The organism is Maridesulfovibrio pacificus (SeqCode) (genome assembly GCF_048612815.1).
Taxonomy (GTDB): Bacteria; Desulfobacterota; Desulfovibrionia; order Desulfovibrionales; family Desulfovibrionaceae; genus Maridesulfovibrio; species Maridesulfovibrio pacificus.
On sequence record NZ_JBLZNE010000001.1, the window covers coordinates 1,199,408 to 1,212,956 of the forward strand.

Below are 13,549 nucleotides of genomic sequence, written 5' to 3' on the forward strand. Positions count from 1 at the left end.
TCCGGCAATAACTAAAACGAGCCATATAAATATGGTGGCAGATGACTTTTATACAAACAATTCAGCAAAAGAAGGCTAGAATGAAAAAATTAACAATCCTTGCAATCCTAACCACTATGGTTCTGGGATTCGCAGCAAGTTCATACGCAGTTGATCTTGATGCCAAAGGCAAGATTCAATTTCAGATGAACATCATCGACAATCAGGATTTTTTGTCAAATGAAGACGGTGGAAACAACGAAGACGACTTGAACTTCTGGTTCCGAGCCCGTACTGAGTTTCGCTTTGTCGCCAGCGAAAATCTCTGGGCAGTTCTGTATACCGAATACAAGAATCGCATCGGTAACGGCCACGTCAACGTCTCCACTAATGATGACGATGATGGTTTATATGTAAAACGTGCTTATATGCAGTTCCGCTACCCCGGCACTGAAGTTTTAACTTCCGCTGGTATCCTTTCCGTCAACCTGCCCGGTGCAGCTTCTAACAACATGGTTCTTGGTGATGCCGACCTGGGAGCGTTCATGGTTGAAAGTCCTATTACCGACCAGATTGCCATTGCCGGTGCTTTCATCCGTAACTCTGACCGCTATGGTGTAACCGGAGACGGTGCGACCAACAAAAGGGACGAACTGGACATCTTCTACGCAGCACTGCCCATCACCATAGATGGTATCTCTGCTACTCCGTACTTTGCATACTCCATCATCGGTGACAAATCGGTTAATGACGCGGGTGGCACTTTCCCCGGTTTTGCCGGTCCCGTCGGTTCTGCTCAAACCAAGAATGCCAATGCATGGTGGCTCGGTACTTCCTTTTCCATGGATATGTTCGATCCCATCATCTTCAAGGCTGACGTTGTTTACGGTGCTGTAGATGCCGATGCTAAAGAGAATGATCGTTCCGGTCTGCTTTGTGATGCATCTCTCGCTTACACAGGTCTCGACTTCGTTCAGCCTAAACTGCTTTTCGCATACTCCACAGGTGAAGATGACGACACCGACAATGGTTCCGAGCGTTTACCCATAATTAGTAATGACTGGGCTTTCGGTACCACTTACTTCGGTGGTTCTGCTCTGACAGAAACAGACTTTGACAACGTCGAACAAATCGGTTTCTGGACCGTGGGCCTCTCTCTCGAAAAGATTTCCTTCTTCGAAAACCTGAGCCACGACGTTCACTTCCTGTACATTCAAGGAACCAACGATGCTGGCCTTGTTAAAAATCATAGCGCAAACTTGGCCAACATCACAGATGACGGCAACTTCTTAACTGACGAAGACTATGCAATCGAAATTGACTTTAACACCAATTATCAGATTTATGATGAACTGGCTGCTATTGTGGAATTCGGTTACGTGGATGTAGACCTTGATGAAGACACATGGCAGAACGTTTCCGCCCGTGGCGGTAAAACAGATCCTATGCTCAAAGTAGCTTTTGGTCTCGTTTACTCTTTCTAAAAATCATTAAAAATCAATGCCATCATAGGCCGGAAGCATGTGCTTCCGGCCTTTTTTTTTATTTTTCCTCTGTTATTCGCAACCTGCATCTCAGAACCTAGGTATAGGTGTAAAATTTTTTGAACCGTCATTAAAAATGCCGAAACTTAGACCATGGCAATAAAATTGGCTTAACCAAAGGCTTAAATCCAAAATCTAGAAAGTCTAGAAATTATCTATGTTTTCGCGCGATCAAGCTGGGTAAAATTTTTTATACGGTAAAAAAAATTATACCCTTGTCAAAAAAATGTAAATTTTCGCTTGCAATGGGGGTCGTGAAGAGCTAGAACGGTTCCTGAAGGTAGGCGTCAGGCAATCGTGCTTAACATTTATTTCAGCAAAAGGAATAAAAAATGAAAAAACTTGCTATTCTTGCAGTACTGGCATGCATGGTCTTCGGCTTTGCTGCTTCTGCATCTGCAGTAGATCTGGACGCTAAAGGTCAGTTCCAGTTCCAGATGAACTTCATCGACAACCCTGACTTTCTGTCCAACAAAGACGGCGGCACCAACGAAGATGATCTGAACTTCTGGTTCCGTGCTCGTACTGAATTCCGTTTCATCGCAAACGAAAACCTCTGGGCAGTTCTGTACACTGAGTACAAGAACCGCGTAGGTAACGCTCACGTTAACGAATCTTCCAGCGACAACGACGATGGTCTGTACGTTAAACGTGCTTACCTGCAGTACCGCTACCCCGGCACCGAAGTTCTGACTTCTGCTGGTATCATGTCCATCAACCTGCCTGGCGCTGTTACCGGTTCCATGGTTCTTGGTGACGTTGACGCTGGTGCTTTCATGGTTGAAACCCCCATCACTGACGAAATCGCTATTGCTGGTGCTTTCATCCGTTACACTGACGAAGCTCAGAATGATGCTACTGACGCTACTTCTAAAGACGAACTGGACATCTTCTACGCAGCAATGCCCGTTACTCTTGATGGCATTTCCGCTACTCCCTACTTTGCATACGCAGTAGTAGGTCAGAACGTTTCTGCTGCAAACGTCCCCGCTGGTCTTCTTTCCCCTAACAACAGCGCTCTGACCAAGAACGAATACGCTTGGTGGCTCGGTACTTCCTTTAACATGGATATGTTCGACCCCATCGTTTTCGCAGCTGACGCAGTTTACGGTTCCGTAGACGGCGACGTTAAACAGAATGACCGTTCCGGTTTCCTGTTTGATGCATCTCTTGCTTACACCGGTCTCGATTTCGTACAGCCCGTTCTGAAGTTCGCTTACACCACCGGTGAAGACGACAACACCAGCAACGGTTCTGAGCGTCTGCCCATCATCTCTGATGACTTCGACCTCGGCACCTACTACCTCGGCGCTTCCAGCCTTACCGCTGCTGACCTTGGTAAAAACCCCCTCGGTTTCTGGGCTCTCGGTCTGTCTTTTGACAACATCTCTTTCTTCGAGAAACTGTCCCACAAACTGGCTTTCACCTACATTCAGGGTACTAACGACGAAGACCTGATCAAAAACGTAGGTACTGCTGGCGTTGGTAACACCAACATCACTGCAGATGGTAACTTCCTTACCACTGAAGACCACGTATTCGCTATCGACTTCAACACCAACTACCAGATCTACGACGAACTGGCAGCTATCGTTGAATTCGGTTACGCTGACGTTGACCTCGACAAAGGTACCTGGGAAAACTTCCGCGGTACCATCAAAGACAAGCAGGACCCCAACTTCAAGCTTGCTCTTGGTCTCGTTTACAAATTCTAAGAAATCTTAGAAATTTAGCATAGCCTTGACGCCGGGGGCCGGGAGTTCATACTCCCGGCCCTTTTTATTTTCCAGCCTGGGGCGATCTATTCTTCTCGACTTTTGGTGCTCATTACGATAAGGGTCAACACATCTTAAAGACATCTCTTCGTAAGAACCATACTCACCAATCACATCTTAAGGACAATTCTATGCCTTGCAGAGATATTACCTATTCCGGACAGCAGGATTGGCCGGAAATCAAGAAATGGCTCGAACTCAGAGTCAACCCTGACAGTAAAGTTGACTCCATTGTCAAAGACATTCTCACAAGAGTAAAAAACGAAGGTGACGCAGCCCTCGTGGATTACACGAAACAGTTCGACTGCCCGGATTTCAACCATTCCATGCTCAAGGTAAGCCGCGATCAGCGCGGTCTCGCCTATGCGGAAATAGAATCCCACGACCTCGAAATCATCGAAGAGGCAATCCGCAACATTAGAAATTTTCACCGCAGGCAGGTCGAAGAATCTTGGTGGACTACCGGAGAAGACGGAACAATCCTCGGCCAACTGGTACGTCCGGTTGACCGTGTCGGTTTGTACGTTCCCGGCGGTCAGGGTGGTGAAACACCGCTTATTTCCAGCATGATCATGAATGCCGTGCCCGCACAGGTTGCCGGAGTAAAAGAGATCGCTGTCATCTCCCCTCCCCGCAAGGACGGAACCATGAACCCCTACATCCTTGCCACAGCACAGGAATTGGGGATCACTGAAATTTATGCTTCGGGCTCTGCATGGGCTATCGGAGCACTTGCCTACGGGACTGACACCATCGCCCCCTGTGATGTCATCGCTGGTCCGGGTAACATTTTTGTTGCTACCGCCAAGGGACAGTTGGTCGGAGAAGTTGGCATCGACATGATCGCAGGCCCCAGTGAAGTTGCCATCCTTGCAGATGGTGATTCCGATCCGGCATGGATTGCCGCAGACCTGCTTTCTCAGGCTGAACACGATCCGCTTGCTTCTTCCATTCTCGTTACTTGGGATGATGAACTGGGCGTAAAAGTTAAATACGAACTCAAAAAACAGGCCGATCTTCTCCCCCGTGGCGAAATCGCCCTCAAATCTCTTGAAGACTGGGGCGCAATCGTAAAAGTTCCCGATCTTGAAACAGGTATTGATTTCGTTAACCGCATGGCTCCCGAACACTTGGAACTCGCATTCGAAGAACCTTGGGGTGCAATCGGACAGATCAAACACGCAGGAGCGATCTTCATGGGTCACTTTACTCCTGAGCCCGTAGGTGATTACTTCGCAGGCCCCAACCACGTACTGCCCACTGTCGGAACTGCCAGGTTCTCATCTGCACTCTCAGTGGAGACATTTACTAAAAAGACAAGTCTGATCTATACTGATCAGAATTACATCAACCGCCACGGCGGTAAAATTGCTAGACTGGCAAGGCTCGAAGGACTCGAGGCGCACGCCCGTTCTGTTGAAACCAGATTAAAATAAGAGGATACGCGGATGTCCAAGCATGTAGTAGAAACTGATATTAAAGAACTGAAACTTCTTTCACGCGGAAAGGTTCGTGACATATACGAAGTGGATGATGACAAACTTCTGCTGGTTACCACCGACAGAATCTCCGCTTATGATGTCATCATGCCCAACCCCATTGATGACAAGGGCAAGATTCTGAACCAGATCACTCTTTTCTGGATGGACATGTTCAAAGACATCATTCCTAACCATCTGATCGCTTCCAAAGTGGATGACTACCCTGAAGTTCTCCACAAATACCGTGACCAGTTGGAAGGCCGCTCCGTACTGGTAAAGAAAGCCAAACCCCTGCCCATCGAGTGCATTGTACGCGGTTACATCACCGGGTCCGGCTGGAAAGACTACCAGAAAACAGGCGAAGTCTGCGGGCACAAGCTGCCCGAAGGTCTCAAAGAGTCCGAAATGCTGGAACAGCCCCTGTTCACCCCCTCCACCAAAGCGGAACTGGGTGAGCACGATGAGAACATTTCAGTGGAAAAAGCTACTGAAATGCTCGGCAAAGAGCTTTTTGACAAAGTTCAGGAAGCCACCCTTTCCATCTACAAACGTGGCCGCGACTACGCACGAGAAAAGGGAATCATCATTGCTGACACCAAATTTGAATTCGGTATCTATGATGGTGAGCTGATCATTATTGATGAAGTTCTTACTCCGGATTCCTCCCGCTTCTGGCCTGTTGAAGGCTACGAAGCCGGCAAATCCCAGCCCAGCTTTGACAAACAGTTCCTTCGTGACTGGTTGACAGATATTGAATTCAATAAACAGCCTCCGGCTCCCGAAGTACCAGAAGAAATCGCTACTAAAACTCGCGACAAGTACATGGAAGCGTTCACCCTCTTGACTGAAAGCGAACTTGACGCTTAATAGCTTCTAAAAAGCAAGTATAAAACAAGGAGATATCAATGCTTCTAAAAGGTAAAAAAGCACTGATTTTCGGTGTTGCTAACAAAAAAAGCATTGCTTACGGCATCGCCAAGCAGTTTAAAGAACATGGAGCCGAACTGGCTTTCAGCTACGTTAATGATGCCATCCAAAAACGCGTTGAGCCCATCAGCGAAGAGCTGGGCGGCGCATTCACCTTCCAGTGTGATGTGCAAAGTGATGAAAGCATCGCTGCTTCTGTTGCCGAAGTAAAAGAACAGTGGGGAGATTTTGATATCCTCATCCACTCTGTTGCTTTCGCCAACCGTGACGATCTCAAGAATCGCTACATTGAAACTTCCCGCGATGGCTTCCACCTCGCTATGGACGTTTCCGCTTACTCTCTGGTCAGCCTCTGTAATGCCTACGAAGATCTGATCAGGCCCGGCGGTTCCGTCATGGCTATGACCTATCTCGGCGCAAGCAGGGTTATCACCAACTACAATGTAATGGGCGTTGCAAAAGCTACTCTCGAAGCAAGCGTGCGCTACCTTGCTGTAGATCTCGGTGAAAAAGATGTCCGCATCAATGCCATCAGCGCAGGTCCCATCAAGACTCTCGCAGCTTCCGGTATTTCCAGCTTCAAAGACATTTTCAGACACATTGAAGAGCGTGCTCCGCTCAAACGTAATGTAACTACTGAAGATGTTGGCAAAACTGCTGTTTACTACGCATCCGACCTTTCCGCAGGTGTTACTGGTGAAACCCACTTCGTGGATTGCGGTTACAACATCCTCGGAATTTAAGTTTCTCTCGGATCTCGATTCCTATGGCCGGAAGCTTTTTAAGCTTCCGGCTTTTTTATTTTTAAGATATAGTCTCTTTCCTGCTTGACAGGACTGAGTGAAGGGAATAAACATCCCTTTTGCCTTGCCCTTATATAGGAAAGGGCCATAGACCATAAGGAGGAGTTAATATGCTCAGAAAGTATGAAGTACTTTTGCTTTTGAGCCCTGAACTTGCGAGCGACAGCCGCAAGGAAATCGTAGAAGGACTCATCGCAATCATCGACCGCGAAGGCGGCAAAATGGATGAGATCGACGATTGGGGTTCCCGCCAGCTGGCTTACCCTGTCCAGAACCAGACCCGTGGATACTATGTCCGCCTCATTTTCGACGCACCCGGCCCGCTGGTTGCAGAACTCGAGCGCAACATTCGTATCACCGATGGTATCTTCAAGTTCGTAACTGTTAAACTTGATGAAACCGCTAAGGCAGAGGAGGCTTAATCATGGCATTCAAAAGAAAATTCACACCCAAAAGAAAGTTCTGCCGCTTCTGCGCGGATAAGAACCTTCCCCTCGATTATAAACGTCCTGACATTCTCAAGGACTTCGTAACCGAGCGCGGCAAAATCATTGCCCGCAGAATCACCGGTACCTGCGCTAAGCACCAGCGCCGTCTGACCACTGAAATCAAGCGTTCCAGACAGATGGCTCTCATGCACTACACTACTGTGCATAGCACCGATGTAAAGAAAAAGAGCATCTAGGGGGACTACATGAAACTTATTTTACGTGCCGACGTAGACGCTCTGGGTAGTCTTGGTGACATTGTTACCGTTAAAGCAGGCTATGGCCGTAACTACCTGATTCCTCAGGGACTGGCTATGCCCGCTTCCGAAGCTAACCTCAAGCAGTTCGAGCTTGAAAAAAGAAAGCTTCAGGAAATGGCTGACAATCTCCGCACTCAGGCAGAGGGTCTCAAAGACAAACTGGCTGAAGTTGAAGTTAAAATTGAAGTTCGTGTCGGTGAAGGCGATAAACTGTACGGTTCCGTAACCGCAGTTAACATTGCTGACGCTCTCGCGGAAATGGATTTCGACATCGACCGCAGAAAAATCCTGCTGTCCGATCCTATCCGTTCCCTCGGTGAGTACGACATCGAAATTAAACTCCACCCCGAAGTTCGCGGTGAAGTTAAACTGGTTGTAGCCAAAGTTGGCGGACCGGTTGAAGAAGAGCCCGCTGAAGAGGTTGAAGCACCTGCTGAAACCGAAGAAGCACCCGTAGCGGAAGCAGATGCAGAAGCAAAAGCAGAAGCGTAAGTCAGGCTCAGACTACAATTCGGGCGGAGCGTCTAACGACGCTTCGTCCGATCTTTTACGTAAAGTCCCGCCGCATAACCTTGAAGCCGAACAGGCTGTTCTTGGTGGGGTTTTTCTAAGCAATACCATATTCAACGACCTCGTTGACATAGTCAAATCCGACGATTTCTATTCCCCTGCCCATCGGGAAATTTTCCGAGCCTTTGAAGATCTCTATGGCCGAAATGCGCCCATCGACCTGATTACTGTCAGCGAATACCTTACTGCTAAAGATAGAATAGACTCAGTAGGCGGACCGGTATACCTTGCAGAGTTGGCTAACTCTGTTGTCAGTTCTGCCAATGCTTTGCATCATGCCGAAATTGTAGCTGAAAAAGGCATCCAACGCAGCCTGATCGATACCGCAGCCAGCATCATCAACGAAAGCTTCGAAGCCCAGAATGTCAAAGAACTTCTCGATCATTCCGAGCAGGCTATCTTTGACATTACCGACAACAAAAAGAACACCACTATCAAGGGCAGTAAAGCTCTCATTCAAGAAGTATTTCAGGATCTCGAAAATAGAGTTGCGCAGAAATCCCTCGTCACCGGCATAAACACCACATACCATAAATTCGACGAGATGACCGCTGGGCTCCAGAACTCTGACCTGATCATCATCGCAGGACGTCCCAGTATGGGTAAAACCGCTTTTGCACTTAACGTGGCAATGCGGGCAGCCCTTCATTCCGGAGTTACTACCGCTGTCTTTTCGCTTGAAATGGCAATGGGGCAGCTCATGACTCGTATGCTTGCCTGCCACGGCAAAGTCGATCTTTCCCGCTTGAGAACCGGACAGCTTGATGATGAAGACTGGGCCAAACTATATGATGCAGCTCAGGACTTGACAGAAGCCCCCATTTTTATTGATGATACTCCCGCTATCTCCACTATGGAACTGCGCGCGCGTTGCAGGCGCTTAAAATCCCAACACAATCTTGGGCTGGTAATGGTTGATTACCTGCAGCTGATGCGCTCCAGTGCCCGTGTTGATTCGCGTGAACAGGAAATTTCCGATATTTCACGGACACTTAAGGCTCTTGCTAAAGAATTGAATATTCCTGTCATTGCACTGTCGCAGCTTAACCGTAAAGTTGAAGAACGTACTGACAAACGTCCCATGATGTCTGACTTGCGTGAATCCGGTGCTATCGAACAGGATGCTGATATTATTCTTTTCCTTTACCGCGAAGATTTCTACAACAAAAAAGAAGACAAACCTATCACCAATACAGCGGAAGTTATCATAGGTAAGCAGCGTAACGGTCCCACAGGCATTGTAAAACTTGCCTTCCTCGGCCCATATACTGCTTTTGAAAACCTTGCTGCCGAACCATATCCGTCAGAATACGACGATGAATAATCGGAGTTTATTTATGACGTGATGCACAGAAAACATTTACACGGAGAAAATTAATGTATTTTCATGAAGCCGAAACCCTTGAAAGGGGTAAACTGGAAGAACTCCAAGTTCAAAGATTAAAAAAGACCATCGAACAGGCTGCCAATTCTCCGTATTATAGTGAAGTTTTCAAAAAAAACAGCATCGATCCTTCTGTCATCAAAACAGCTGATGACATAACAAAACTCCCCTTCACCACCAAAGATGATCTGCGCTCCCAGTATCCTTATGGACTGCTGACCCAGCCGCTGGATAATTTCGTGCGTCTGCACGCATCTTCCGGTACCACCGGAACCCCCACCGCTATTCTTTACACTCAGAAAGATCTTGATACTTGGGCTGATCTCATGGCCAGATCCATGTATTCAGTCGGTTTGAGGAAAAGCGACATTTTTCAAAACATGTCCGGCTACGGTCTTTTTACCGGAGGTCTGGGCATCCATTATGGTGCAGAAAGACTGGGATGCCTTACTGTTCCCGCCGGAGCAGGCAACACCAAACGCCAGATCAAACTCATCCGTGATTTTAACGTTACCGGACTTCATATTATTCCCTCTTTTGCTCTTTATTTTGCTGCTAAAGTCCGCGAGGAAGGTTTTGATCCGGCTGAAATGCCTTGGAAGGTTGCACTCATTGGTGCTGAGCCGCATACTGAACACACACGCCGTAAAATTGAAGAGCTTATGCACATCAAGGCATACAACTCTTACGGCCTTTCAGAAATGAACGGTCCGGGTGTAGCATTCGAATGTCTCGAGCAAAACGGCATGCATGTCTGGGAAGACTCCTATATCGCTGAAATCATCAACCCCGAAACCGGGGAACATGTTGCAGATGGCGAAGTTGGTGAACTGGTCATGACTACACTTACCCGTGAAGGCATGCCTATCATCCGCTACCGCACTCGCGACCTGACCCGCTTCATTCCCGGTGAGTGTAAATGCGGCCGAACCTCACGTCGCATAGACCGTATCATGGGCCGCGCTGATGACATGCTCATTCTTAAGGGTGTAAATATCTACCCCATGCAGATCGAAAAAATCATCATGGGTATCCCTGAAGTTGGTCAGAACTACCTCATTGAACTGATCAAGGAAGGCCTAATGGACCAGATCAGGGTGAAAGTAGAAATTAAGGAAGAATACTTCATTGAAGATATGCGCGCTTTGCAGGGCATTCAGAAGAAGATTGCCGGAATGCTGCGCGATGAGATTCTGATCACCCCCAGAGTAGAACTAGTACAGCATAACTCTATTCCCAAATCTGAAGGAAAGGCTGTACGTGTTGTAGACCTCAGGGATGAGGAATAGCGAATGATTACCGCATTGGCAGTTCTGGTTATTCTGCTCATGCTGTGCTCGCTGGCATTGCATGTGTTCGGCCTACCGGCAAACTGGCTGGTTCTGGCTCTTGTTGCCGGTTGGAAATTCTACCAGCCGGAAACAATGACCTGGAACTTTATCATAATTCTCGGGGTGATCGCGTTAGTGGGCGAAATCCTCGAGTTTGTGGCCCAATATTTTGGGGGTAAAAAATACGGAGCAACCGGACGCGGCAATATCGGCGCGTTCGTTGGCGCAATCGGCGGAGCAATCCTCGGTGCACCGTTCTTTTTCGGACTTGGAGCCTTACCCGGTGCTCTACTCGGCTCTTTCGGCGGCTGTCTGGTATTGGAACTTACCCACGGCAGAAGCTTCGATGAAGCCAAACATTCTGCATGCGGTGCGTTCTGGGGTAAAGCATTCGGCATGGCAATTAAAATCAGCCTAGGTGTCTGGATGTTTGCCATGAGCATTCCTAAGATCTGGCCTGCTTAAAGTTTTGATGCGCTTTGCGCTCTAAATAAATTGATTTCGACTCCGGCGGCCAAAGGAGCTAAGCCCCTTTGTAATCACTATTAGTATTTTTAAAGAGGACAAACTATGAGTCTTGCTAATAAATTTCCTGAATATCGCGGTAAAATGGAATACTATTGTCTGGGCTGCGGCTCCAGATACGACATCAACGAACTGCATTACACCTGCCCGGATTGTGGATCTGTATTCATCCTTAAAGATACGACTTTTGCTGAATTAAAAAAGACCAGCGGCAAAGAATGGCGCGAAATTTTTGATGCCCGCTGCGCTACTAAAAACGACAGCCTGCGTGGTATCTTCCGTTTTTACGAGCTTTTCGCTCCCGTGATGAAAGAAGACGAAATCCTTTATCTCGGCGAAGGTAACACCCCCATCGTTGCTTCAAGCCCTGCTCTTAATGAAGTAACAGGAATCAAGACCGCATATAAAAACGACGGCCAGAACCCCAGCGCATCTTTCAAAGACCGCGGCATGGCCTGTGCTTTCAGCTACATCAATGCCCTGATGAATAAAAACGACTGGGATGAAATCCTGACTGTTTGTGCTTCCACAGGCGATACTTCCGCAGCAGCAGCCCTTTACGCTTCTTATATGAAAGAAGGTGTTAAATCTGTAGTTATCCTGCCGCAGGGCAAAGTAACCCCTCAGCAGCTTGCTCAGCCGTTGGGCAGCGGTGCTAAGGTACTGGAAGTCCCCGGCGTTTTTGATGACTGCATGAAAGTCGTTGAGAATCTTGCTGATAACTACCGTGTGGCTCTTCTTAACTCCAAAAACTCATGGCGTATTCTGGGTCAGGAATCCTACGCATTTGAAGTTGCCCAGTGGTATGATTGGGACCTTAAAGACAAATGTATCTTCGTGCCCATCGGAAACGCAGGTAACATCACTGCGATCATGGCCGGTTTTCTCAAGCTCTACGAACTGGAAATCATCACCGACCTGCCCCGCGTATTCGGTGTTCAGTCCGCCCATGCCGACCCGGTTTACCGTTACTACTCTATTGAAGACCCTAACGAACGCGAATACCAGCCTGTCAAAGTACAGCCTTCTGTCGCACAGGCAGCAATGATCGGAAACCCTGTTTCCTTCCCTCGCGTAAAGCATTTTGCTGAAAAATTTGAAGCTATCGGCGGCAAAAAAGCATTTCAGGTTGTTCAGGTCAGCGAGCAGATGATCATGGACTCCATGCTTCTCGCCAACTCACACGGTCACATTGCGTGCACTCAGGGTGGTGAATGTTTTGCCGGACTTATCAGAGCAAAAGCACTGGGCCTGATAAGCGAGAACGAAAGCGCTGTGCTTGATTCGACCGCACACCAACTCAAATTCATCGGTTTTCAGGACATGTATTACCAGAATGATTTTCCCGCTGAATACGAAGTCACCCCGGACTCTACCCGCGCCAATAAGCCTGAGCTTGTAATTGAAGGAAGCGAGAAAGAAAGAATGTCCGAGGCCGACTATATTTCAAAGGCAGCAGAAAACGTTGTTTCCATGCTTGGTCTGGAGAAAAAATAAGTGGCAAAGAAGGAACGCGCAGACCAGATGCTTTTTGCTCAAGGGCTTTCTGAAAGCCGGGAGCAGGCAAAGCGCATGATCATGGCCGGACAGGCCCACTACCTCAAAGACGGACAGAAGCTTCCCGTCACTAAGCCGGGAATGCAGCTCGATCCTGACCTTGAAATCGTGGTTAAAGGCCGCGATCGCTTTGTAAGTCGTGGCGGTTACAAACTGCTCACAGCAATCGAAGAGCTGGGGCTTAATCCTGAGGGCAAAGTCGCTCTTGATGCAGGCGCTTCCACCGGTGGTTTTACCGACTGCATGCTCCAATTTGGTGCTGTCCGCGTCTACGCAGCAGATGTAGGCTACGGTCAGTTACATTGGAAACTACAGCAGGATGAACGAGTTACAAATCTTGAACGCATCAACCTGCGCCATGCCGAAGCAGACCTGATTCCAGAAAAAGTTGACCTGGTAGTATGTGACGTATCCTTCATTTCTTTGACAAAGATTCTTCCCGCCTTAGTTAGATTTCTTAAGGGAAACGGCGAAATTGTTTGTTTGATTAAGCCTCAATTCGAAGTCGGCCCCGGTCAGACAGATAAAGGAATTGTTCGCGACAAAGCGCTCAGACAACAAGCTGTTGATATGATAGTGAATTTTGCTTCTACTGAACTTGGGTTGCAGCTCAAAGGTTTAGTTCCTTCAAGCATTAAGGGACCTAAAGGCAATCAGGAATACCTTGCGTATTTCGTTCGCTAATCACTTATATCTATATCAAGTTACGAAGGCAGTCATAGAAATGTGGCTGCCTTTTTATTTTAATCACCATTCGTCATCTATAATTAATCAATATTAAATTCATACGAAGCATTAAATAATACTAAAACAGTCTAAAACAACAGCAACTGGCCAACATTTATACACCAATTAATCCACTACCACTATTGCATACACCTCAAAGACAACGATTAACATTGCACTATTCTACTAATACATTATA

At 47.6% G+C, this 13,549-nt stretch carries 13 protein-coding genes; all 13 read left to right on the top strand.

The genetic code is table 11. The annotated features are described in order from the left end of the window. Positions 1–80: 80 nt before the first annotated feature. The 13 genes from ACNI23_RS05750 to ACNI23_RS05810 all read left to right on the top strand — a co-directional run bounded on the left by ACNI23_RS05750 (position 81) and on the right by ACNI23_RS05810 (position 13,308). Entirely contained in the window at positions 81–1,463 is a 1,383-nt protein-coding gene (locus tag ACNI23_RS05750) for an outer membrane homotrimeric porin (protein ID WP_420247253.1), read from the top strand. 392 nt (positions 1,464–1,855) lie between these two features. After that, entirely contained in the window at positions 1,856–3,238 is a 1,383-nt protein-coding gene (locus tag ACNI23_RS05755) for an outer membrane homotrimeric porin (protein WP_420247255.1), read from the top strand. Between the two features lie 191 nt (positions 3,239–3,429). Then, positions 3,430–4,734, top strand: coding sequence for a histidinol dehydrogenase (gene hisD, locus ACNI23_RS05760; RefSeq protein WP_420247256.1), 1,305 nt, complete (start codon positions 3,430–3,432; stop codon positions 4,732–4,734). A gap of 12 nt (positions 4,735–4,746) precedes the next feature. Then, a complete protein-coding gene (locus ACNI23_RS05765; RefSeq protein ID WP_420247257.1) occupies positions 4,747–5,646 on the top strand; it encodes a phosphoribosylaminoimidazolesuccinocarboxamide synthase in 900 nt (299 codons plus the stop codon). 38 nt (positions 5,647–5,684) lie between these two features. Beyond that, positions 5,685–6,449: an enoyl-ACP reductase FabI gene (locus ACNI23_RS05770; protein ID WP_420247258.1), complete on the top strand. Its 765-nt coding sequence runs from the start codon at positions 5,685–5,687 to the stop codon at positions 6,447–6,449. Between the two features lie 170 nt (positions 6,450–6,619). Further along, positions 6,620–6,931 (top strand): 30S ribosomal protein S6, encoded by a 312-nt coding sequence (rpsF, locus tag ACNI23_RS05775; RefSeq protein WP_015851899.1) that lies wholly within the window; start codon positions 6,620–6,622, stop codon positions 6,929–6,931. Positions 6,932–6,933: 2 nt separating this feature from the next. Further along, complete coding sequence (rpsR, locus tag ACNI23_RS05780; protein ID WP_015851900.1) at positions 6,934–7,194, top strand: 30S ribosomal protein S18; 261 nt, start codon at positions 6,934–6,936, stop codon at positions 7,192–7,194. A 9-nt stretch (positions 7,195–7,203) separates the two neighbouring features. Further along, positions 7,204–7,749: a 50S ribosomal protein L9 gene (rplI, locus tag ACNI23_RS05785; RefSeq protein ID WP_420247259.1), complete on the top strand. Its 546-nt coding sequence runs from the start codon at positions 7,204–7,206 to the stop codon at positions 7,747–7,749. Beyond that, positions 7,724–9,151, top strand: coding sequence for a replicative DNA helicase (gene dnaB, locus ACNI23_RS05790; RefSeq protein WP_420247260.1), 1,428 nt, complete (start codon positions 7,724–7,726; stop codon positions 9,149–9,151). Before rplI ends, dnaB begins: the two co-directional genes overlap by 26 nt. Before the next feature lie 53 nt (positions 9,152–9,204). Beyond that, positions 9,205–10,500, top strand: coding sequence for a phenylacetate--CoA ligase family protein (locus ACNI23_RS05795; RefSeq protein ID WP_015851903.1), 1,296 nt, complete (start codon positions 9,205–9,207; stop codon positions 10,498–10,500). 3 nt (positions 10,501–10,503) lie between these two features. Further along, the gene (locus ACNI23_RS05800) at positions 10,504–11,007 is read left to right on the top strand and encodes a DUF456 domain-containing protein (protein WP_420247261.1); all 504 of its coding nucleotides are present in this window, start codon (positions 10,504–10,506) and stop codon (positions 11,005–11,007) included. Positions 11,008–11,112: 105 nt separating this feature from the next. After that, positions 11,113–12,564: a threonine synthase gene (thrC, locus tag ACNI23_RS05805; RefSeq protein ID WP_420247262.1), complete on the top strand. Its 1,452-nt coding sequence runs from the start codon at positions 11,113–11,115 to the stop codon at positions 12,562–12,564. Next, a complete protein-coding gene (locus ACNI23_RS05810) occupies positions 12,565–13,308 on the top strand; it encodes a TlyA family RNA methyltransferase (protein ID WP_420247263.1) in 744 nt (247 codons plus the stop codon). It begins immediately after the preceding gene. Positions 13,309–13,549 lie beyond the last annotated feature (241 nt).

Bases quoted from the DNA above. Each gene is read 5' to 3' on its own strand.
- rpsR (WP_015851900.1), top strand. From the start codon at position 6,934: ATGGCATTCAAAAGAAAATTCACACCCAAAAGAAAGTTCTGCCGCTTC.
- dnaB (WP_420247260.1), top strand. From the start codon at position 7,724: ATGCAGAAGCAAAAGCAGAAGCGTAAGTCAGGCTCAGACTACAATTCG.
- ACNI23_RS05795 (WP_015851903.1), top strand. From the start codon at position 9,205: ATGTATTTTCATGAAGCCGAAACCCTTGAAAGGGGTAAACTGGAAGAA.
- ACNI23_RS05770 (WP_420247258.1), top strand. From the start codon at position 5,685: ATGCTTCTAAAAGGTAAAAAAGCACTGATTTTCGGTGTTGCTAACAAA.
- ACNI23_RS05750 (WP_420247253.1), top strand. From the start codon at position 81: ATGAAAAAATTAACAATCCTTGCAATCCTAACCACTATGGTTCTGGGA.
- hisD (WP_420247256.1), top strand. From the start codon at position 3,430: ATGCCTTGCAGAGATATTACCTATTCCGGACAGCAGGATTGGCCGGAA.
- rpsF (WP_015851899.1), top strand. From the start codon at position 6,620: ATGCTCAGAAAGTATGAAGTACTTTTGCTTTTGAGCCCTGAACTTGCG.
- thrC (WP_420247262.1), top strand. From the start codon at position 11,113: ATGAGTCTTGCTAATAAATTTCCTGAATATCGCGGTAAAATGGAATAC.
- ACNI23_RS05765 (WP_420247257.1), top strand. From the start codon at position 4,747: ATGTCCAAGCATGTAGTAGAAACTGATATTAAAGAACTGAAACTTCTT.
- rplI (WP_420247259.1), top strand. From the start codon at position 7,204: ATGAAACTTATTTTACGTGCCGACGTAGACGCTCTGGGTAGTCTTGGT.
- ACNI23_RS05800 (WP_420247261.1), top strand. From the start codon at position 10,504: ATGATTACCGCATTGGCAGTTCTGGTTATTCTGCTCATGCTGTGCTCG.
- ACNI23_RS05755 (WP_420247255.1), top strand. From the start codon at position 1,856: ATGAAAAAACTTGCTATTCTTGCAGTACTGGCATGCATGGTCTTCGGC.